Source organism: Mesorhizobium sp. WSM4816, from assembly GCF_055811535.1.
In genome coordinates this window covers 85,381-104,926 of record NZ_JBVVQR010000015.1, presented here as the reverse complement: position 1 = coordinate 104,926, position 19,546 = coordinate 85,381, and the positions used below count along the sequence as shown (strand labels likewise).

15 protein-coding genes and 5 pseudogenes are annotated in these 19,546 nt (G+C 61.4%); 5 read left to right on the top strand and 15 right to left on the bottom strand.

Annotation, left to right across the window (positions count from 1 at the left end; translation table 11 throughout):
• Positions 1-31 precede the first annotated feature (31 nt).
• From sbmA to AC0L3H_RS17825, 3 genes are all read right to left on the bottom strand, one after another.
• Positions 32-1,309 (bottom strand): peptide antibiotic transporter SbmA, encoded by a 1,278-nt coding sequence (gene sbmA, locus AC0L3H_RS17835; protein WP_473586323.1) that lies wholly within the window; start codon positions 1,307-1,309, stop codon positions 32-34.
• Between the two features lie 96 nt (positions 1,310-1,405).
• A complete protein-coding gene (locus AC0L3H_RS17830; protein WP_473491984.1) occupies positions 1,406-1,618 on the bottom strand; it encodes a hypothetical protein in 213 nt (70 codons plus the stop codon).
• Between the two features lie 129 nt (positions 1,619-1,747).
• On the bottom strand, positions 1,748-2,065 hold the full coding sequence (locus tag AC0L3H_RS17825) for a hypothetical protein (protein WP_473586322.1): 318 nt from the start codon (positions 2,063-2,065) through the stop codon (positions 1,748-1,750).
• Positions 2,066-2,366: 301 nt separating this feature from the next.
• On the opposite strand from AC0L3H_RS17825, the gene AC0L3H_RS17820 reads away from it, so the two are divergent.
• Together AC0L3H_RS17820 and AC0L3H_RS17815 are read left to right on the top strand one after the other, a co-directional pair.
• Positions 2,367-2,675 (top strand): TrbC/VirB2 family type IV secretion system protein, encoded by a 309-nt coding sequence (locus AC0L3H_RS17820; protein WP_473491981.1) that lies wholly within the window; start codon positions 2,367-2,369, stop codon positions 2,673-2,675.
• Complete coding sequence (locus AC0L3H_RS17815; RefSeq protein ID WP_473491979.1) at positions 2,675-2,863, top strand: hypothetical protein; 189 nt, start codon at positions 2,675-2,677, stop codon at positions 2,861-2,863. The genes AC0L3H_RS17820 and AC0L3H_RS17815 overlap by 1 nt, the downstream gene beginning before the upstream one ends.
• 74 nt (positions 2,864-2,937) lie before the next feature.
• Here AC0L3H_RS17815 and maiA read toward each other — a convergent pair.
• From maiA to AC0L3H_RS17760, 11 genes and pseudogenes are all read right to left on the bottom strand, one after another.
• Positions 2,938-3,539: pseudogene (maiA, locus tag AC0L3H_RS17810) on the bottom strand (maleylacetoacetate isomerase).
• A gap of 164 nt (positions 3,540-3,703) precedes the next feature.
• Positions 3,704-3,880 carry a VOC family protein gene (locus AC0L3H_RS17805; RefSeq protein ID WP_473491975.1) on the bottom strand — a complete coding sequence of 59 codons (177 nt, stop codon included), beginning with the start codon at positions 3,878-3,880 and terminating at the stop codon, positions 3,704-3,706.
• A gap of 73 nt (positions 3,881-3,953) precedes the next feature.
• On the bottom strand, positions 3,954-4,151 hold the full coding sequence (locus tag AC0L3H_RS17800; RefSeq protein WP_473491973.1) for a DUF2783 domain-containing protein: 198 nt from the start codon (positions 4,149-4,151) through the stop codon (positions 3,954-3,956).
• A gap of 15 nt (positions 4,152-4,166) precedes the next feature.
• Positions 4,167-5,774, bottom strand: a complete 1,608-nt coding sequence (locus AC0L3H_RS17795; RefSeq protein ID WP_473586321.1) for an FAD-dependent oxidoreductase — start codon at positions 5,772-5,774, stop codon at positions 4,167-4,169.
• 30 nt (positions 5,775-5,804) lie between these two features.
• A complete protein-coding gene (locus AC0L3H_RS17790) occupies positions 5,805-6,755 on the bottom strand; it encodes an MBL fold metallo-hydrolase (RefSeq protein WP_473491969.1) in 951 nt (316 codons plus the stop codon).
• 4 nt (positions 6,756-6,759) lie between these two features.
• Positions 6,760-7,287: pseudogene (locus AC0L3H_RS17785) on the bottom strand (fumarylacetoacetate hydrolase family protein); the annotation flags it as partial.
• 181 nt (positions 7,288-7,468) lie between these two features.
• A pseudogene (locus AC0L3H_RS17780) lies at positions 7,469-7,711 on the bottom strand (transposase); the annotation flags it as partial.
• 2 nt (positions 7,712-7,713) lie between these two features.
• Positions 7,714-8,115: pseudogene (locus AC0L3H_RS17775) on the bottom strand (transposase family protein); the annotation flags it as partial.
• Positions 8,116-8,747: 632 nt separating this feature from the next.
• Positions 8,748-9,074 (bottom strand): annotated as a pseudogene (locus AC0L3H_RS17770) (VOC family protein); the annotation flags it as partial.
• Positions 8,971-9,357: a hypothetical protein gene (locus AC0L3H_RS17765; RefSeq protein ID WP_473586320.1), complete on the bottom strand. Its 387-nt coding sequence runs from the start codon at positions 9,355-9,357 to the stop codon at positions 8,971-8,973. The gene AC0L3H_RS17765 and the pseudogene AC0L3H_RS17770, both read right to left, overlap by 104 nt.
• A 309-nt stretch (positions 9,358-9,666) precedes the next feature.
• Positions 9,667-10,653, bottom strand: coding sequence for an NADPH:quinone reductase (locus tag AC0L3H_RS17760; RefSeq protein ID WP_473491967.1), 987 nt, complete (start codon positions 10,651-10,653; stop codon positions 9,667-9,669).
• Positions 10,654-10,786: 133 nt separating this feature from the next.
• Between AC0L3H_RS17760 and AC0L3H_RS17755 the strand changes: the two genes are divergently transcribed.
• The gene (locus tag AC0L3H_RS17755) at positions 10,787-11,158 is read left to right on the top strand and encodes a winged helix-turn-helix transcriptional regulator (protein WP_473491965.1); all 372 of its coding nucleotides are present in this window, start codon (positions 10,787-10,789) and stop codon (positions 11,156-11,158) included.
• A 154-nt stretch (positions 11,159-11,312) separates the two neighbouring features.
• Here the strand turns inward: AC0L3H_RS17755 and AC0L3H_RS17750 are convergent, their stop codons facing one another.
• Entirely contained in the window at positions 11,313-11,762 is a 450-nt protein-coding gene (locus AC0L3H_RS17750) for a trypsin-like serine peptidase (protein ID WP_473491963.1), read from the bottom strand.
• 1,227 nt (positions 11,763-12,989) lie between these two features.
• On the opposite strand from AC0L3H_RS17750, the gene AC0L3H_RS17745 reads away from it, so the two are divergent.
• Entirely contained in the window at positions 12,990-13,583 is a 594-nt protein-coding gene (locus tag AC0L3H_RS17745; protein ID WP_473491961.1) for a type IV secretory system conjugative DNA transfer family protein, read from the top strand.
• 51 nt (positions 13,584-13,634) lie between these two features.
• Complete coding sequence (locus AC0L3H_RS17740; RefSeq protein WP_473586319.1) at positions 13,635-19,514, top strand: Ulp1 family isopeptidase; 5,880 nt, start codon at positions 13,635-13,637, stop codon at positions 19,512-19,514.
• Positions 19,515-19,546: the final 32 nt, after the last annotated feature.

Sequence of the window (19,546 nt, the reverse complement as noted above, 5' to 3'; positions counted from 1 at the left end):
GCTGACTAGAAGCGCTCGCCGCCCGCCACGCTCAGCTTACCGGCTGATCCTCAAGGCGCAAGCCGGCCCGCTCTCGCGCCAAATAGTCTTGGTCGATTTTCGTTAGCGGCGCCCCTTCAAGCGTCGCCTCGAAGGCGCGCAGGCGTTTGTAGATGGATATCAGCTCGACGATGGTCGGCCAGGAATTCACGAGATATTGGAACGAACTGGCGACTTGGGAAAACGCGGTGACAATTTGCTGGAAAACGCCAAATGTTATCTTGCCAAGGGCTAAGGTCGGAACAAGAAGGAAGGTAGCAAAAACGTTGTCGACCTGGAGATAGAGATAGCGGACCATGTCGAAATAGACATAGTGCGCATAGAGAGTGAAATAGTTCTTGCGAACATTTCTGAAAAGCTCGGCCAGCGTTGGTGGCTGCGCGCGTGCCGTATCGTCCTCGCCGAGGACAAGCTCCTTGCGCAGAGCGGCTTCAACCCGCTGATTGCGAAATTCCAGGCCGGGAAGCTTGATGCCGACGATTGCCAGCAAGCTGGTGCCAAACAGCGACCACCCGACCGCCGCGATGACCAGCGGATAAGGGATTGCGCCGACGATTGGAAGCGTCGAGACATGGAGGGAAAGGGAGGCCAGCAAGGGCAGGAATGCAATCAGGGTCATGATGGAGTCGATGAAGTTCACTCCGAGCCCCTGCATTGTGCCGGAGAAGCGCATCGTGTCGTCCTGAACGCGCTGCGACGCCCCTTCGATATGGCGCAGCCGCGGCCAGTAAGCGGTAAAATAATCGTTCATCGCGGTGCGCCAGCGAAACACATAGTGCCTGACGAAAAAGACGTTCAGAACGGCAATGCTCATATAGACCAGGGCCAAGGACAGAAACTGCCATACGCCGTAGTAAAGCTCGGCAGGGGAAACGGAGCCCGGTGTGGTGAGTGCCCTCTGCACCATGTCGTAAAACATGCCGCGCCAGTCATTGAGCGCCACGCTGAGCTGGACGATGAAATTGGTGACGAAAATGATCAAACCAGAGCCAAGGATCGACCAGTTCTGCCAGCGATGCGGGGAATACAGCGCCCAGAAAAGGTAGAATACGCCCATACCGGCGAAGAAATATCCGTAAAACCAGAGGAATGCCGGCGTCAGGAATCTTATCGGGCTGATGACTGGTGCTGCCTGCGGGTCGACCGGCGGCATGCCGAGCATCGTGCCAAGGTGCTCGCCGCCGAAAAACCACAGGAGGACGAGCAGAAGGCTCCAGACGGCGGCCGAGATGAAAAAAGGCTTCGGCTGCGGGAAGAAGGATACGAACACGTTGGGGAAACTCCTCGGTTGATGCGCAAATCAGCGGCGTTGCTGTCAGCGGGCGGTGACATACGCCAGCTTTGCCATTTTGCTAAAATCGTCGTGTCAGTAGTAGACGATGATGTCGCCGACGGCCTCGCCGGAGATCTTACGCGCTGCGTCGGAGGCAGTCTCAAAAGAGTCGTCAGTGATCACCACCACATGCTCGCCCTTCGCAACCGCAGACGGACCGCTGTAGAAGCTGCTCACCAGGCTGCCAGATTTTGCGGCGGCGTTGTTGACGAAGTTCGCGCCAAAACCGTCGTCGCCGCGGCTCACCTCATCGAAGGCGAAAGTGTCCTCCTTCGCGTTGAAATCGCTGATAGTGGTAATGTCCGCCGTCCCCTCGACTACTCCGTGGATCGGATTGTGGAACTGGAACAGAAGCGTGTCATTGCCGGCCCCCCGTCAAATCGTCTTTGCCATCACCACGTAGAGGACATCGTCTCCGGGACCGCCGGAGAGCTTGTCATGATTCTCGCCGACGAGGCGCGGTTGGAAGCGGCCGTTGTCGCCGCGAAGATAGTCGTCGCCCGTTCCGCCGCAGATTCGGTCATTTCCCTCGCCGCCGATGCCGTGATCATCGCCATCGCCACCTTCGATCTTGTCATTGCCGCGACGATCCTCAAACCGGTCATTGCCCTCGTCACCCGCCATCCAATCCTCGAGATCGGTGCCGATGAGCCATTCGGGACGCGAGGACTTACCCTCGATGATGTTTGCCATCGCAGATACTCCTTATGATGCAACCCACCACGCCACCTGGCGCCCTCATATTCCTCATCAGATAATCGGGGAAATCGAATTGGCAGATAGAAAGATTTACGAAATGGATGTGTGGCATCGGCTTCGTCCTTCTGCGTAGCAGTTGCCGGTCTCGGTGGCGGCGGGCGACGCTTCAGCCGACGGCGCTGAAAAGTCGGTCGTCAAACCGGACGAACCATGGTCCAGCGGTCAGAGGCCAGCGGCGATTACGCCGTCACCCAACTGACGCTCCCGCAACTTCAGCTGTTTTGAAACGGAATTCATGTGCAAGAAGCTTCGGTTTCTTTGGTCCGCCGGGCTCGCGTTTGTTCTCACGGTCCCAGCTTGCGCGGCGGGCTCCGGCTTGCCTTGGGAACAGCTGCTGCAGCAGGTCCTGGAGTCAGTGCAGGGACCCGTCGCCAAGATCGTCGCGGTTATCATCATCATTACCACGGGCTTGACCCTTGCCTTTGGCGACATGGCAGGTGGGTTCCGCCCGGCTGATCCAGATCGTTTCGGCCTGTCGATCGCCTTCCCGGCATCGAGTTTCTTCCTCTCCTTCTTCTCCTTCGGCGGCGGAGCACCCGTGTGATGGCCGCCGGAGAGCAGCACATTCAGGGGTTCGAGGTTCCTGTTCGTCGTGCATTGACGGAGCCGAAGGGCGTCAATTCCTCCGCTTACAGGCCTGGCCGATACTCCACCCAGGAAAAGCGCATCTCGAAATTCGCAGACTGGTACATGGGCATGCGCGAGCAGCGTTTGGAACAAAGCGCCGCCTGACAGGGCGTCGCCACAGCGGAACGAATCCGGTTCGACCCGCTGCCGACGGTCTGCCAGAGTGCGCTTTGGTTGGGTCAGTTTCGGGGAGCGGCGGCCTCGAACGCCGGAAGTTTCGCACAACGCTGTGCGATCGCGTTGACGCGCTGCAATGCGCCTATGTCCGCATTCCAGCGATGGGCGTTACACATGGGCGATCTGTGCCTGGTGCCGCAGCTCGCCGTGGCAGAAAAGGCCTGTCGTGGGACTCTCGAGGAGCGTTTCAAACGCGGCCAGCCCCTCGCCGATGAACTTCCGCATCCACGCGACGCGTACCTCTTCGCCCCCCTTTGTCAGGGCCATCACATGGCTGACAGGGCCAAGGTTGCAGACCGGATGGATGTCGGCAGCAGCGCCCGTACACGGGCGCGCCCGGCTGGGTCCGGCGGCAACAGGCCGGAGCCAGGGCGTGTCTCGTCCAGATATTCAATGAAGCGAGCGACTGGGTCAGCCTCAGCCCGTCGATCGCCAGCACCGGCACTAGTCCCTGCGGGTGAGCGAGATGCTGCGGCGTCTTGTGCTCCTTCTTCAGAAGGTGCACGGATACCGTCTCGCAGGAGATGCCGAGCAGGTTCATCACGATGCGCACCCGATAGCTCGCCGACGAGCGCCAGTAGTCGTAGAGGACAGGCTTGCTCATCGCGGGGTCCGATCCCGCGATGTGGCGCCCCTCTTCAGCTTGTCCTTGAAGGCCAAGAGCGTGTCGCGATCCTTGACCTTGAAGGCGATGTGCTGGACCCATTTCGGCGTGTTCGGGTCGCGGCCCATCTCCGGCTTGGTCGGCAACTCGAAGAGGCGAGCACGTTACCCGTCGCCCGCGTTGAGGAAGACGTGCATGTAGGGTCGTGCTCGTGGGTCGACGGCACCTGGTCTTCGGCGATGGCGAGCAAAGTCCATGTTGAGGTTGTTGACATACCAGTTGACGGCCTCTTTCGCGTCCTTACAGCGATAGGCGACGTGGTGAATTCTCTCGATGTTCATTGGAATGGCTTCTCTGCCTTGGCCCTGCTCCGGACACTTCCACCCGGAGCTGCGTCCTCCCTTGTCATCATTCCTATTGCGGTGGGTCCGCCGCCGCCCTAAGCGCATCACTCAACACCCGGCCGTCGCCGATATGATTGGCCAGAAGCAGAACCAGCCGCGCATTGATGGCGTCACTTTCGGCCTTGCTTCGCCCGTCGTGCAGAGCCAGCAGCTCGGCGTAGAAATCGTCCGGCTGCGGAATGTTCGGAGCCGTATTGAGTGTCGTCATCGCCGGTTTCTCCCGTCAGCGTCCCGTGGCCTTCGCAAGCGCGGCTTCGACCTCCGCGCAGTCGAACGCGGTCCAGCGCGCGGCGACGTGTTGGTCGGGGCGCAACAGATAGACCGCCGAACCCGCATCGCCGAGATAGCGCTCTCGCAGCGCGTTGGTCGGATCGTCCGCAGCCGACAGGGCCAGCCGCTCGGCCGCAATGCCGCCGCTTTCGATCAGGTCGGGCGCCTCGGCTTCAATGGTAAGAAGCTGGAAGCGGTCGCCCAGCCGGTCGAGCAGCCAGCCGCCCTTTATCGGCGCATCGACGGCCGGCGAGCCGGGCTGGGTGCGCGGCGGCAGCCCCTGCGCGTCAGGGCCGTTGAGCGGCGAGCCGCCATAGGTGCACGGCACCGACAGGCGTCCGGAATTGACCAGCGGCCGCGCGAAGGCGAAGTGCTCGGACAGATCTAGCACGGCATCGCGAAAAATCCGGCTCATTTCCGACTTCGGCGTGATGAAGTCAGTCGACCGGCTGGAGTTGAGGATGTTCTCGTCAGCGCCATGGATACGCTCGGTATCGTAGCTGTCGAGCAGGCTTTCGGGCGCCCTGCCGTCCATCACAAGCTTCAGCTTCCACACCAGGTTGTCGGCATCCTGCAGGCCGGAATTGGCGCCGCGCGCGCCGAAAGGCGAGACCTGATGCGCCGAGTCGCCCGCGAACAGCACCCGGCCGTGGCGGAAACTCTCCATGCGCCGGCACTGGAAGGTGTAGATCGACACCCATTCGAGTGTGAATTTGGCGTCCTCGCCCAGCATTGCCTTGAGCCGCGGGATGACGTTCTCCGGCTGCTTTTCCCGCTCCTTGTCGATGTTCCAACCGAGCTGGAGGTCGATGCGCCAGACGCCGTCGGGCTGCTTATGCAATAACGCCGATCGGCTGCGGTTGAAGGGCGGGTCGAACCAGAACCAGCGCTCGGTCGGAAACTCGGCGTCCATGACTACGTCGGCAATGAGGAAATTGTCCTCGAACACGCGGCCGATGAAGTCGAGCCCCATCATCGCGCGGATCGGCGAGTTGGCGCCGTCGCAGGCGACCAGCCAGTCGGCACGCAGGCGGTAAGGGCCTTCCGGCGTGTCGATGGAGAGCATCACCCCGTCGCGATCCTGTTCGACCGCCGTGACCTTGTTGTTGCCGCGGATTTCGATCGACCTGCCTTCCGCCTCCAGTTCGCACACGCGGTCGACGAGGAATTTTTCGAAATGGTACTGCTGCAGGTTGATGAAGGCCGGCCGCCTGTGGCCGGCCTCCGGCAGCAGGTTGAACTCGTAGACCCGGCGGTTCCCGAAGAACACCTTGCCGACGTTCCAGACGATGCCCTTCTCCACCATCGGCTCACCGCAGCCCAGCCGGTCCAGGATCTCCAGCGGCCGCTTGGCGAAGCAGATCGCGCGCGAGCCGAAGCTGACCTTGTCGTTCTCATCCAGCACCACCACGGGAATGTCCTGGCGGGCGAGATCGATGGCGCAGACTAGACCGACCGGCCCGGCGCCTACCACAACAACCGGACGGCGCACTGGCGCGATTGCGTCCTGATCAGGGGAGCGCCTGTAGGGATAAAGCGGCGTCTCGAAGATCTTTGCCATGTGTCCTCCCGCCGGGTCGCATCCGGACTGCTAGCCCTGAAGTTCCGCCCACATCTGTCGGTCGCGCTCTGCGGTCCAGATGCGCGGCATGTCGATGCCGAGCGCCTCGTCGTAGGCGCGGGCGACGTTGAAGGGCAGGCAGTGCTCGTAGATAGCGTAGGATGCGAATTTCGGATCGCACGCCGCGCGCGCCGCGTCCCACGCCTCCTTCAGCGAGCCACCGCCCTGCGCCACCCGCGCCACCGGCCGGTAGGTGGAACTGACGAAATCGGCAGTGTTGTCGAGCGCGGCATTGACCTTCTCCGCGCCAACCAGCGCGTCGCCGCGTCCCGGCGCGATCGCGTCGAGGTCAAACGACCGGATCGCCTCCAGCGTGCGCGGCCAGTCGGCAAAATGGCCGTCGCCGCAATAGCAGGCCGAATGGTACTCGACGATGTCGCCGGTGAACATGACGTTGGCGTCGGGCACGAAGGCGACGATGTCGCCTGCCGTATGCGCGCGGCCAAGGAATTCAAGGTCCACCCGCCGCTTCCCGAGATAGAGCGTCAACCGGTCGTTGAAGGTCAGCGTCGGCCAGGTCAGGCCGGGGATCGACTCGTGGCCCTGGAAGAGGCGCGGAAACCGGCCGAACTCGGAGTCCCAGTCCTCCTGCCCGCGCTCGGCGACCATGGCGCGCGCCTTCTCCGACATGATCGTCTGCTGCGCGCCATAGACCGAAGCGCCGAGAACCCGCACAGCGTGATAGTGCGTCAGCACGACATAGTTGATCGGCTTGTCGGTGACGGTCCTGACCTTCTCGATCACCTTGCCGGCCAGTCGGGGCGTGGCCTGAGCGTCGATCACCATCACCGATTCGTCGCCGATGATGACACCAGTGTTCGGGTCGCCCTCGGCGGTGAAGGCCCACAAGTCGCGGCCGATCTCGGTGAAGGAGATCTTTTTCTCTGCCATATCGCCGACAGATGCGAATTGCTTGGCCATGGTCTCAGGCTTCCTTCTTGTGTTGCGGCACCGTCTGCTCAATTGCGCCGAAGATCCGAGTGGCCGGCCTTGTCTCTCATCTCGATGTGGACCGTGTCGCCGAAACGCATGAAAGGTGTCTTTGCCGCACCCTGCTCGATAGTCTCGATCATTTTGATCTCGGCGATGCAGGAATAGCCGACGCCGCCTTCAGAGACAGGTTTGCCCGGCCCATCGCCGAGCTTGTTCGATACCGTGCCCGAGCCGATGATTGTGCCGGCGGCGAGCGGCCGTGTTTTCGGCGCGTGGGCCATTAGCGTAGGAAATCGAAGGTCATGTCGATGGCGGCGTTGGCGCGGCCGAAGGGCTTGCCGTTCAAGTCCACGGCCAGCGGCAGGTGCAGCTTGCCTCCGTCCCAGGCATCGCCCAGCTCCCCGGGGGTGACCGCCACCGGTGAGAAGGCGGAAGACGGCTTTGACTGAAAGAAACCGAATCCCTTTGCAAGCTCCACCGGGATCAGCCCGCGCAGGGAGACGTCATTGACCAGCATGTGAACCTCCCGTTCAGGTTTCGACAGATCGCCGCCCGCAGACAGGCTTGACGATCCAAGTTGTTGCGTTTGTAACTATCGAAAATGTAACTATCAAGGCCGCAAGGGGCGGATCGGGATGGTCGAGGACGTACTTTCGCTGGAGGATTTTCTGCTGTCGCTTGGCAGTTAACTGGGTTCTTCCTCAATTTGTGTGGCGCGGTGGCAGCATTCGTGCTCTCAGCAGTTCGGGGCCTGCCCTGCCGTACATTGCGCGCTTGATGGTCTTGAGGCGGTTGATCTGACCTTCGGCCTGTCCGTTGCTCCAGGGCAGCTCGATGGCGTTGTTGACGGCATCGATGTCTCTGCGCAAAACACGGGCGTATCGCATGATCGGAATGATGTCGGAGTCAATTGCATCGTCGATCCAGGGGTCCAGTGTTTCCGACCGTCACTGACCGGCATGCCGAGCCGTTGCATGCGGCGTTCGCCAGGACGTCCACCCGTGCTATGGCCGAGCAAGCCGACAATCTCCACGACCCTCGTTGTCCTGCGCGCATAAGGGGAAGCAACCGTCGGGAGTCGATCAGTGAACGTTTGTCGCTCACATTTCTGATGTGCACATCGCCAGCGGCTCAGCAGGAGCTTCACCGTCACGGGCTTGCCCTGGACCGGCAGATCCTGAAGGCTGCGGTTGGACCAGCCATGCCGACTTCGGCTTCGCCGGCCACAATCGGGGCAAATGCCGATCGCTGGTCCGGCAGCGGAAACAACCCAACTGTGATCATCAGTGAGCGCGACACCCAGAATTCTGCCCCCTGGGTCGGGCGACCATTTCGATTTCGTTCGCATGCCCGCCCATAGCGATAGCGTCGCTAACAGCGGATGAACCACACAAATTGAGGAAGACCCTCATTAACTGCCAAGTGACACACGCATCCGATTGCACGTCGGACACTTTCGATCCTGCAAGACCTGAGATGGAAATCGAGAGCGACCACACCAGCGCTTGCCGGCCGGATCGATGCCGTCGCTATGGACGATGGCCGCGTCTCGGTCGTTCTTGATTGGAAAGCGACATCGCGCCATCGGAGGAGGACATGCGAATCCACGCGGGCCAACTCGAGGACTGCTTGCGAACAACCGGGGTGAGCCGTGGCGCGTTGGTCTATATGACCCTCGGCACTGTGCGATGGGTTGGAGCGCAGTGTCTCCGCCGATCCGAGCCAGTGACGTCGTTAAATTCACGCCCCTCACCGAAGGCGACCTTTGTCTCCTGCAGGTGAATGGCCGCTTCGCGCCGTATGTCAGTAATCAGGCGGCCTCGTCTGGTCTCCAAGGGCGGACGTTGTGACGCGTCCAGCTAGACGCACTTTGGCGATAGTCAAATGCATCTGGGCTGGAAGCACATATTCGACGTTTGCTATGCGGGGCGGCCGCAAGTCAGCGAAGCCCCGCTTGTGGACGTCCCCTGGATGGAAGGGTTAGGCATCGGGTTCGTGGCAAACCACTTCGATGTTGTGCCCGTCCGGACCAATGACGAAAGCTGCATAGTAGGTCGCGTGGTAGTGCGGGCGCAGACCAGGCGCACCATTGTCTTTGCAACCTGCCTCCAGAGCCGCGCGATAGAAAGTTCGACTTGCTGGCGATTCTCGGCCGTGAAGATGCGCCGGCTTCTCCTGGGTTTGGTACATGCACAATGAAGCCTTACCCTTCGGGCCAAGCTCGACACCGTACGTCGGCGTCCCCTCCGAGGCAACAGCTACACCGAGCGGTTCGAGTGCCTTGAGGAAGAACGCTTTGCTCGCTGCGCGGCGAGATCAACCTTCCCGTTGCTGCCAACGGCATGGTGGTCATGCCGGGGATGTCGTTCTCGGCGACGAGGATGGCGTCGCGGCCTTCGATCGCGCGGTCGCTCCGGAACTGCTCGCGCTCGTGCGCCAACAGGAGGCCCAAGGATGCGGTCGTGGCCGCGCTCGCAGCAGGCAAGACGCGGTACACGCCCGTAACGATGCGCCGGCGCTGCGCCAGGCCATCATCGCAAAGCTCCGTTGCGACCTCGATCAGGTGACGGTTGGGACCGAAGCAGGTCATCTACAACGCCTTGGTGGCACCGTCGGCGAAAGCGACGAGGTCATCCTCCCAGCACCTACTGGGTCTCGTATCCCGACATGGTGTTGGCCTGCGGCTGAACCCCGGTGGTCATCCGATCCCGGCGCCCTCCGGAAAGTGCTCATCCGGATCGTCGGCTTGACGCCCAACGACTACCGGCGGCGCTTTCGAAGCCGCCCGTTGACGATCTCCTGAACGACCGCTTTTAGGCCGTGCAGGAAATCAGCACATGTGCCCCGACCCCGAGTGAGGGATGGGTGGCACGCTCCGTCGCCAAAATGCAAGATCAGATCAGATTTCGATCAGGATCTTGCCGACTGCCTTGCCCCTCTCCTGTGCCTCATGCGCTTCGGCAATGCGGTCGAGCGGCAGCTTCATCGCGATCTGCGGCCAGTAGGCCCCAGCCGCCACGCAGGCGGAGACCTCTTCGACTGCCTGGCGGAACGCATCCTCAGGGATCGTGTAGAAGAACACGAAGCGGAAGGCATAGCCCCCGAACATCGTCGATAGGAACGGCATCGACAACCTGACCGTCGGATCCTCCGTCGCGTAGGCCGTCGCGACGCCGCTCGGAGCGAGGCAGGCGATATCGGCCTCGACGTTGGCTGCCAAATCGACGTCGACGATACGCTCGACGCCACGGCCGCCGGTCGCGGCCCTGATCCGTTCAGCGATGTCTTCCTGATGACGGTTGATCACGAGATCGGCGCCCGCCGCCGCTGCCACCGTGGCTTGCTCCTCGCGGCTCACGGTCGCCGCGACCCAGGCGCCCGCCCATTTGGCGAGGAGGATGGCCGCCGTGCCGACGGCTCCCGCGCCGCCCTGGACGAGAACGCGCTTTCCGCGCAGATCACCATCGGCGAAGAGGCAGCGATGGGCGGTGATGGCCGCGATGCCCAGTGAAGCCCCGACATCAAACGACGCATTCTCGGCAAGAGGGGCCGCATGGGAGGACGGAACCACCACGAACTCGGCCGCGGATCCGAACGCCTGGCCTGTCTGAGCCTTGAAAACCCAGACCCGTTCACCGATCCGCTCCTCGGACACGCCCGGCCCAACCTTGTCGATGATCCCGGCCGCATCCTGATGGGGAACGACACGGGGAAAGGGCATCGGCCTGCCGCCGAACCCCGTTCTCGTCTTGATATCCGAGGGGTTCAGGCCGGAGACGGCCACCTTGACCCGGACATCGCCGAACTGGGGCTCGGGATCAGGAAGAGAACCTATCTGGAGGACGTCCTTCGCGGCGCCCTGCCGGTCGTAGAAAGCAGCTCTCATTCTCGGTCTCCTGACATTTGCCAATGACCAAAGGGATGTCGATGCCACAAGTGTTCTTGCAAGTAGGCAATATTTTTGCCTATAGGTGTATAAAGTACATCATTGAAGCTTCGCCTACAACTGTGCGGTGGAGGTGACGGTCGACGTGGCCGGCGGAAAGTGGAAACCGCTGATCATCTACGAACTCCTCAACGGCCCACGACGTGGTGAACTCCGGCGCATGGTGGGCGAGCCGAGCCAGCGCTCCATCGCGATGCAACTCCGACAGTTCGAGACCGACGGCGTGGTCGAACGCCAGGTCTTTGCCGAAGTGCCGCCCCGCGTGGAGTACTCCCTCACAGAGTTCGGGAAGACGCTCGCGCCGGTCCTGAACGCGATGAAGGAGTGGTGCGAGACGTTTGCCGCCCGAAACGGCCTTGTTTGCGGGCCTGACGGCGAGGCACTTGAGGTCGCCCGACCGCGTGCATCCGCCGATCGGGATCACACATCGTCAAGGCGCTCGTAGAGGGCCGACAGGATCGAGGCCAAGTGCCATTGTCGGTTCGGGTGCATCTCGCGTTGCCGGTTTGCGCCTCCAGTTCCAGAGCAGCGGCGATCGCCGAGAACTTGATGCCTTCGTTCGACTTGTCTTCTTTCGCCGCATGGTGAAGCGCTACGAGCTACCGACCGTCATTCATTACCGGCGCGCCCGAACTGCCCGCCTCGGTGTCCGACCGATATTGGACGACCTGGGTGTTTTGGAACACCACCGTGTTGTTGCGGATCGCGACTTCCTTGAGGCGTCCATTTAGGTGCTGGATGACATTCAGCTTGTCTTCGTCAGCTACAACAAAGGCTTGCCGCAGAAGCGGAATGCTGCCGAAGGTCGAGCCGGGCTGGCCTTCGACGGCAACAAATGTGACATCGAGACTGCCCTTGCAGCCGGTTGCGACGACCGGGCTGGTCCAGAAAAGGTGGTCGGGACGCAGGTGAAAAGTTGAGACCTGTCGCACAGTCCCGTCGGGAAGGGCGGCGAAATCGAACAGCGCGCGCTGACCTCCTTGCTGTTGAGGACGTGATGGTTGGTGCACAGTATACCCGGCGCGACCAGAAAACCGGACCCGCTCCAAGTGCCGGAGCGCCCTTTGTAGATCGACGCCAGAAGCGTCGATCTTGCAAACGGCGCGCGAGCGAGCTGCGCCTTCCTCCAGCCACCAGGCCGGGCGCAGATCGTTGGAGCCGACAACCTGTTCCAGGTGACGGACAGCAGTTCGAACATGGTGCTGGCGTCGGCCGGCAGACCTTCAAATTTAGGGCTTCGAATGCGTCGGGTCTTCTGGACATCACCGGGCAGGATGGCCAGACCCTGGATGCCCCAGTCCGTAGCGCTCTTAGGCACGGGGCCGGCGTCGGGTCGTTCCACCGCCATTTGCTGCTCGTACGAAAGATTTGCTTCTTGCGCTAATCCGCCATCTGGTCCGCCGAATCAGAAGTGATGCGCAACCTATAATCGTCGGAAACGACGGAAATGTTACCGTTGTGCAGATGGTCGGCCAAACTGCTACGTCGGCTTGGACTATCCCCAGGTGGCGCCGGACTGCGGCAACGTCATCGCCGTTCCTTTCGCGGTTCATGGGCGTGTCTCGCAGACCTGGCCGTGGCCTTCAACGTCGATAGCGATGATCTGGCGCCGCAGCGAGAGGAGACCAGTGACCTGCGCCATGGCAGCGATTGGCATTGAGCTTGCCGGCAAGAACGACGATGGGTTTGTCCTCGCCGAAGGACTCACGGTAAATGCCCGGCCGACAGGGCTCACGCTCATCCGACATCGCGTCCCAAGTTAGAGTACCGCGTCGGACCCATCAGCGGTCTGTATCTTGTCTCTTGGATTCCGTAGAATTTGAGCGGAGCCTTTGTAGTGTTGTTTGGTGTTTGTTCACCCAAAAGTCGCATAAGATTGCAGTGAGGAACGTCGGTCTACAGATTTGTTCCCCAGAGGGGCGCGAACCTTGTGCTCACCTGTTCATCGACGGCTCTCGGCGTGACCCAGAGAGCTGGGAGAAGCCTCTGCGAGACTACAAGTGTAACACCATATTGGTTTAGCGGATCAAGCTTCGGTGGTAACCTCATGGGGTAGAGATACGACTCTGGAAGCCGAGCAATGGATCGCGATAGCAAGCGGACACGTGCAGCTGGAAGTTCATCCCGCGACGGAAGGAGGGCCGAGGAACGGCGTAACCGCCTTGACCTTCCGGACGGGCCACTGACCAATGTTGCAGAGCGGGTAATAACCGCTAGCCCGCGCGATACAGCACGCGATCTTGGGAGCTTCAAATCCGCCGAGAGGCAAGCGCGACGTGCAGTTCAGGACGTTGCACTTCTTTCTGCACGATGAATTCAAGCACTTGGGTAAGCTGGAGGCGATCGAGACCGCAATTACGACCATCGCGGGCTACAAGGGTCGCTTCATGCTCATCATCCAAAGCCTTTCGGCTCTGACGGGGGCTTATGGCGAGGCTGGCAAGCAGAATTTTCTCAGCAATACCGGACTGCAAGTGTTCATGGCCACTGCCGATGACGAGACTCCGAACTACTTTTCCAAAGCTATCGGTGAATACACATTTCAAGCCCAATCGATTTCCTACAGCCAGGCGCGAACGTTCGATTGGAACATCCAGAATTCAATCAAGATGCACCGCTGTTGCGTCCCGAACAGGTGCGGCTGCTCAATGACGAGTACGAGATCGTTCCTCATCAAAGGTCTGCCACCATTGCAATTGAGGAAGGTCAGATATTTTTCGGATCGCATCCTGAAACGCATCTTTGAAAGCCAGACAGGCGCCCTCCCGGAGCCGGCACCCTTGACGATAGCAGACGAGGGGCTCTCGGCAGAATCTCAACCCGATGAGCCGCTGCGTGGATTGGCGCAGGACTTTGACGATACAGTTTGATGTGAGGCTAGTGTGGACCCGCGAAATAGTAATCCATCCCGTGTAACAGCTTTGTCGCAGATGCAGGACGCCGGCTTGCAAGAAGGGCAAGCGGGCCAGGCCCGGCAAGTGGGCGTTGAGCAGCACCTTGCCGAGGCCCGGAGGCTGTTCGATCAAGCGGACGAGTCGCCAACCAATCCAGAAGAGGTTCTGCGACTTGAACAATTGAGCGAAGGGCTTGAGCGAGGGCAGCATGATCAAGCGGCCTCGTCTTTTTTCAGCGACCCAGGGATGCCCGCTCGACCGGGTGACCTCAACAGCATCGTGGCGGACGCTTTCGCAGCGGCCGGCTCTGGGCACGCCGGAGTTGAGGCCGCCGCCCCGCCAGCGTTAGCTGCCAGCCAACACCGGCCCTGGCCGGATGCGCTTGACCAGGGCAACCAGCCACCCGAGCGGGTCATCATCAACAATGAACATTCCACGGCGCTGTTGCGGCCAGCGGAGAGGCAGAGGGCCCTGAATACGCCGCAAGCCGCCGCCATTCAGCAGCCGCTGAGCGAAATCGGCAATTCAGGCGGCCGCGTGCCGATGCAGCCCCCCATGCAGCAGTTGGGTGAATTGCCATTGGAAGGGGTAACCGTTCAAGGGACATGGTCCGAACACATCGGGAGGCTGCATGCGGAGGCCGCGCCCTCCGCAAGGTCTGAGGCACCCCCCGCTGCGATCGAGAACTCTATAAACGTCTCATTCGCCGTCCCCAAAGGCTTCTCCCATGGGATTCAACGCGTCCCAGACGCGATGCTCTCTTCCTTGGACCGCCATGGCTCCTTGCCGGATGCGGGCCGGGCGCGGCAAGCGGGCTTCGAGCAGCACGTGGCCGAGCCGCGCCGCGCCGAACCTGTCGCGAGTGGCGCCCGTGCTACCCGCTATCCCCATCTCTCCGGCGAACACCGGGACGTGATTGATAAGGCGATCGCCCATGCTGAGGCTCAGCAAAAATTGAGCGTGAGAACGCTCCAAAATTACAGGCGTACACTTCGCCGATTGGCGAATGATCTCGGCGCTCGTGGCCAAGCGGCTGATCTAGAAAATCACCAATCCCTGGTCGATCACGTCGATACTTTCTTTCCGCATCACGAGGATATAAAGGCGGCGTTGAACGTCCTGCGTGCGTATCATGAGCCGGGCTATTCAGCTACTCGCGGGTGGCGAGTGCCAGTGCCGTCAAAGGCAGACGCGGATGTCTTGGAACAAGTGGCCAGTGACAGCAGGTTGGCCTCAACCACCCGTGTTGGCTATGGTCGCAGTCTTCGCAGATTTTCTGAGGCGCTTGAGAATGAGGGCCAGACGATCTCTGGGCTGGATCATGATTCGCGGATCGAATTCGCCGAGAGGTTGTTTCCACGCAATCGCAATCTCCGCTCCGCGCTGCAACGGGTCGGCGATGCGGAGCCCGCGTCAGACAGGATCGTGGCGGGCGCTTTCGCAGCGGCCGGCTCTGGACACGCCGGAGTTGAGGCCGCCGCCTCGCCAGCGTTAGCTGCCAGCCAACACCGGCCCTGGCCGGATGCGCTTGACCAGGGCAACCTCCTGCCACCCGAGCGGTTCATCAACAATGAACATTCGACGGCGCCGTTGCGGCCAGCGGAGAGGCAGTGGACTGATAATCCGCAAAGCATCGCCATTCAGCAGCCGCTGAGCGAAGGCGGCCGCGTGCCGATGCAGCCCCCCATGCAGCAGTTTGGTGAATTGCCTTTGCAAGGGCTGCCGTTTCAAGGGACATGGTCCGAACACATCGGAAGGCTGCATGCGGAGGCCGGGTCCTTTGCAAGGTCTGAGGCAGCCCCCGCTGCGATCGAGAACTCCACAAACGTCTCATTCACCCTCCCTGAAGGCTATAGGACTCAACCCGCTCCAGACGCAATGCTCTCTTCCTTGTACCATTATGGCCTCTTGCCGGATGCGGAAAAGCCGGAATGGAACTACGAGATTAAAGGTCAGGGCTACACCGCCGAGAGGCCAGAAGGGCGCAACGACCTTTGGCTCGTCGATCGCGGCCCGATGAGTGCAGCTGCAGCGGCAGCATTACCGGCAAGGGCTCCAGGACACGCCTTGCCTGCGACCGCCATGCTGTCAGACAGCTATCGCGGTGTTCCGTTAATCGATCTGACCACCTCCTCCGATGCACAGATCGCAGCGCTTCCGTCAGGTTCGTCCAATCTCCCCCGGGGGGCGGTGCTCGGCCCCGACCTGCTGGATGACGCCCATATCAGCAGGGATTACCAGTTGCTGGAGCAGAGCCTGCAGGCCCACCCAGCGCTCGCCGCCCGAACGCGGCTGGTGGATCCCTTGGTCTCCCAGCAACTGCGCCGTCACGACCGGGACCCGCAACTTACATTGCTGTCCATCTATCATCAAAACGACGTCGCAGCCGACTTCGTGTTCCTGCCGGTGAACAGTGGCAATCCTTTGGCTACGGTGGCGACTGATGGACGCAACGAGCATTGGTCGCTGCTGCTCGTTGATCGCCGTGACCCGGAAAGAGCGGTCGCCTATCACTACGACTCTATCCATCAGCGCGATGGACGAGGATACAATGACGCGCCTGCACGAGAGCTCGCAGCAAGACTGGACGCGACCACCCTGGTGACACCCGCCATGGCCCGGCAGAACAACGGTGTCGATTGCGGAGTCTTTGTCGTGGACGGCACGCGCGCGCTGGTTCAGAGATTGGCGAACCAAGAGTGGCCGGAACGGCAGCGGCCGCTGCACCTCGAAGACCTCGTCGCCGATCGGCAGGCGCTGCAAACCCGACTGAGGCAGGGCCGCTTGCCGCACGAGCTTGCCGCAATCCCCGCGGACGCGTTTGCAGCAGCCGGGTCGCAGGTGCAACACGCCGTCTTGCAAGAGCAGCAAGCCCGACAAGTCGCGCCAGCGCCGTTTGAACGGCACTTGGGCAAGACGCGCGAGGCCCAGGACGAGCTGACGCGTACACCTGACAGGAGCAACACCGGGGGCGTCATCATCAACACCGAACATTCCACAGCGCTGTTGAGACCGGCGAAGAGGCAGAGGACTGATAATCCGCAAGCCGCCGCCATTCAGCAGCCGCTGAGCGAAATCGGCAATTCAGTCGGGCGCGTGCCGATGCAGCCCCCCATGCAGCAGTTGGGTGAATTGCCATTGGAAGGGGTACCCGTTCAAGGGACAGGGTCCGAACACATCGGAAGGCTGCATGAGGAGGCCGCGCCGTCCGCATGGTCTGAGAAGCACCTCGCTGCGATCGAGAACTCCATAAACGTCTCATTTGCGGTCCCCAAAGGCTTCTCCCATTGGACTCATCGCGTCCCAGACGCGATGCTCCCTTTCGCGGACCGCCACGACCCCTTGCCGAATGCGGGCCAGGCCCGGCAAGTGAGTTTTGAGCAGCACGTGGCCCAGCCGCGCCGAGCCGATCCGGCTCCTGTCGCGAGTGGCGCCCGTGATGCCCGCTATCCCCATATGTCCGGCGAACACCGGGACGTTATTGATACGGCGATCGCCCACGCTGCGGCTCAGCAACACCATAGCGCGGCGACGCTTCGAATATACGCGAATGCGCTTCGCCGATTGGCGAATGATCTCGGCGCTCGTGGTCAAGCGACTGATCTAAAAAATCACCAATCCCTGGTCGATCACGTCGATGCTTTCTTTCCGAAAAACGGTGATCTAAAGACGGCGTTGAACTTCCTCCGTGCGTATCATGATCCGGACTATTCAGCGACTGCCCGGCCGGCAGTGCCGTCAAAGGCAGACGCGCGTGTCTTAGAACAAGTGACCAGTGACAGCAGCTTGGCCTTAAGCAGCCGTGTTGTCTATGGTCGTAGTCTTCGCAGATTTTCTGAGGCGCTTGAGAGTCGGGGCCTGACGATCTCTGGGCTGGATCACGATTCGCGGATCAAATTCGCCGAGACGTTACTTCCAGACAAACGCAATCTCATCTTCGCGTTGCAACGGGTTCGCGATGCGGAGTCCGCGTCAGCCGGGGGTCTCGAGACGGCCCGGAGGCTGTTCGATCAAGCTGATGAGTCGCCAACCAGTCGAGAGGAGCTTCTGCGACTGGAACAGGGGTTGAGCGAAGTGCTTCAGCGACGGCAGGATGATCAAGCCGCCTCGTCTTTTTTCAGCGACCCAGGGATGCCCGCTCGACCGGGTGACCTCAACAGCATCGTGGCGGACGCTTTCGCAGCGGCCGGCTCTGGGCACGCCGGAGTTGAGGCCGCCGCCCCGCCAGCGTTAGCTGCCAGCCAACACCGGCCCTGGCCGGATGCGCTTGACCAGGGCAACCAGCCACCCGAGCGGGTCATCATCAACAATGAACATTCCACGGCGCTGTTGCGGCCAGCGGAGAGGCAGAGGGCCCTGAATACGCCGCAAGCCGCCGCCATTCAGCAGCCGCTGAGCGAAATCGGCAATTCAGGCGGCCGCGTGCCGATGCAGCCCCCCATGCAGCAGTTGGGTGAATTGCCATTGGAAGGGGTAACCGTTCAAGGGACATGGTCCGAACACATCGGGAGGCTGCATGCGGAGGCCGCGCCCTCCGCAAGGTCTGAGGCACCCCCCGCTGCGATCGAGAACTCTATAAACGTCTCATTCGCCGTCCCCAAAGGCTTCTCCCATGGGATTCAACGCGACGCGATGCTCTCTTCCTTGGACCATTATGGCCTCTTGCCGGATGCGGAAAAGCCGGGATGGAACTACGAGATTGAAGGTCACGGCTACGCCGCCGAGAGGCCAGAAGGGCGCAACGACTTTTGGCTCGTCCATCGCGGTCCGATGAGTGAAGCTGCAGCGGCAGCAGTACCGGCAAGGGCTCCAGGATCCGCCTCGCCAGCGACCGCCAGGCTGTCAGACACCTATCGCGGTGTTCCGTTGGTCCATCTGACCACCTCCTCCGATGCTCGGATCGAAGCTTTTCCGTCAGGCTCGTCCAACCTCCCCGAGGGGGCGGTGCTCGGCGCCGACCTGCTGAGCGACGCCCATATCCACAGGGATTACCGGTTGCTGGAGCAGGACCTGCAGCAGGCCGATCCAGCGCTCGCCGCCCAGATGCGGCTGGTGGATCCGACGGTCTCCCATCTGCTGCGCCACATGGAGCAGCAAGACGCGCGAGGCACGTTGCAGTCGATTTATAATCGAAACGCCGGCCCACCCGACTTCCTGTTCCTGCCAGTGAATGATGGCACTCTTGGTGAGAGCGGCACCCATTGGTCGCTGCTGCTCGTTGATCGCCGTGACCCGGAAAGAGCGGTCGCCTATCACTACGACTCCATCCAGCAAAATCGACAGGGATACAACAACGCGCCTGCACTAGAGCTCGCAACAAGACTGGACGCGACCACCATGGTGACACCCGCCATGGCGCAGCAGAACAACGATGTTGATTGCGGCGTCTTTGTGGTGGACGGCACGCGCGAGCTGGTTCTTCGATTGGCGAACGATGAGCGGCCAGTCCCGCAGCTGCCGCTGGACCTCAACTACCTCGTTGCCGATCGGCAGGCGCTGCAAAACCGACTGAGGGAGGAGCGCTTGCCGCACGAGCTTGCCGCAATCCCCGCCGACGCTTTTGCAGCAGCCGGGTCGCAGGTGCAACACGCCGTCTTGCAAGAGCAGCAAGCCCGACAAGTCGCGCCAGCGCCGTTTGAACGGCACTTGGGCAAGAAGCGCGAGGCCCAGGACGAACTGACGAGTACACTTGTCGTGAACAGCGGAGGCGTCATCATAAACAATGAACATTACACAGCGCTGTTGATACCGGCGAAGAGGCAGAGGACCGATAATCCGCAAGCCCTCGCCACGGGGCGGCAGGCGAGCGAAGCAACCACGACGCCCATCAGGCAAGCCTCCGATCAAGCCCGAGCGGACCTCATGGCTTCCTCCAGAAGCAGAGAGCGCTCCGACGCGGGGCGTTGAGCTCGATGGCCGGGATGAAGCAGAACAGCTCT

What these genes read in the sequence shown, in the direction of transcription:
- AC0L3H_RS17805 (WP_473491975.1), bottom strand. Translation starts at nt 3,880, where the DNA reads ATGAACATCGAGAGAATTCACCACGTCGCCTATCGCTGTAAGGACGCG.
- AC0L3H_RS17825 (WP_473586322.1), bottom strand. Translation starts at nt 2,065, where the DNA reads ATGGCAAACATCATCGAGGGTAAGTCCTCGCGTCCCGAATGGCTCATC.
- AC0L3H_RS17795 (WP_473586321.1), bottom strand. Translation starts at nt 5,774, where the DNA reads ATGGCAAAGATCTTCGAGACGCCGCTTTATCCCTACAGGCGCTCCCCT.
- AC0L3H_RS17815 (WP_473491979.1), top strand. Translation starts at nt 2,675, where the DNA reads ATGGCCGCCGGAGAGCAGCACATTCAGGGGTTCGAGGTTCCTGTTCGT.
- AC0L3H_RS17760 (WP_473491967.1), bottom strand. Translation starts at nt 10,653, where the DNA reads ATGAGAGCTGCTTTCTACGACCGGCAGGGCGCCGCGAAGGACGTCCTC.
- AC0L3H_RS17765 (WP_473586320.1), bottom strand. Translation starts at nt 9,357, where the DNA reads ATGACCTGCTTCGGTCCCAACCGTCACCTGATCGAGGTCGCAACGGAG.
- AC0L3H_RS17800 (WP_473491973.1), bottom strand. Translation starts at nt 4,151, where the DNA reads ATGACGACACTCAATACGGCTCCGAACATTCCGCAGCCGGACGATTTC.
- AC0L3H_RS17790 (WP_473491969.1), bottom strand. Translation starts at nt 6,755, where the DNA reads ATGGCCAAGCAATTCGCATCTGTCGGCGATATGGCAGAGAAAAAGATC.
- AC0L3H_RS17820 (WP_473491981.1), top strand. Translation starts at nt 2,367, where the DNA reads ATGTGCAAGAAGCTTCGGTTTCTTTGGTCCGCCGGGCTCGCGTTTGTT.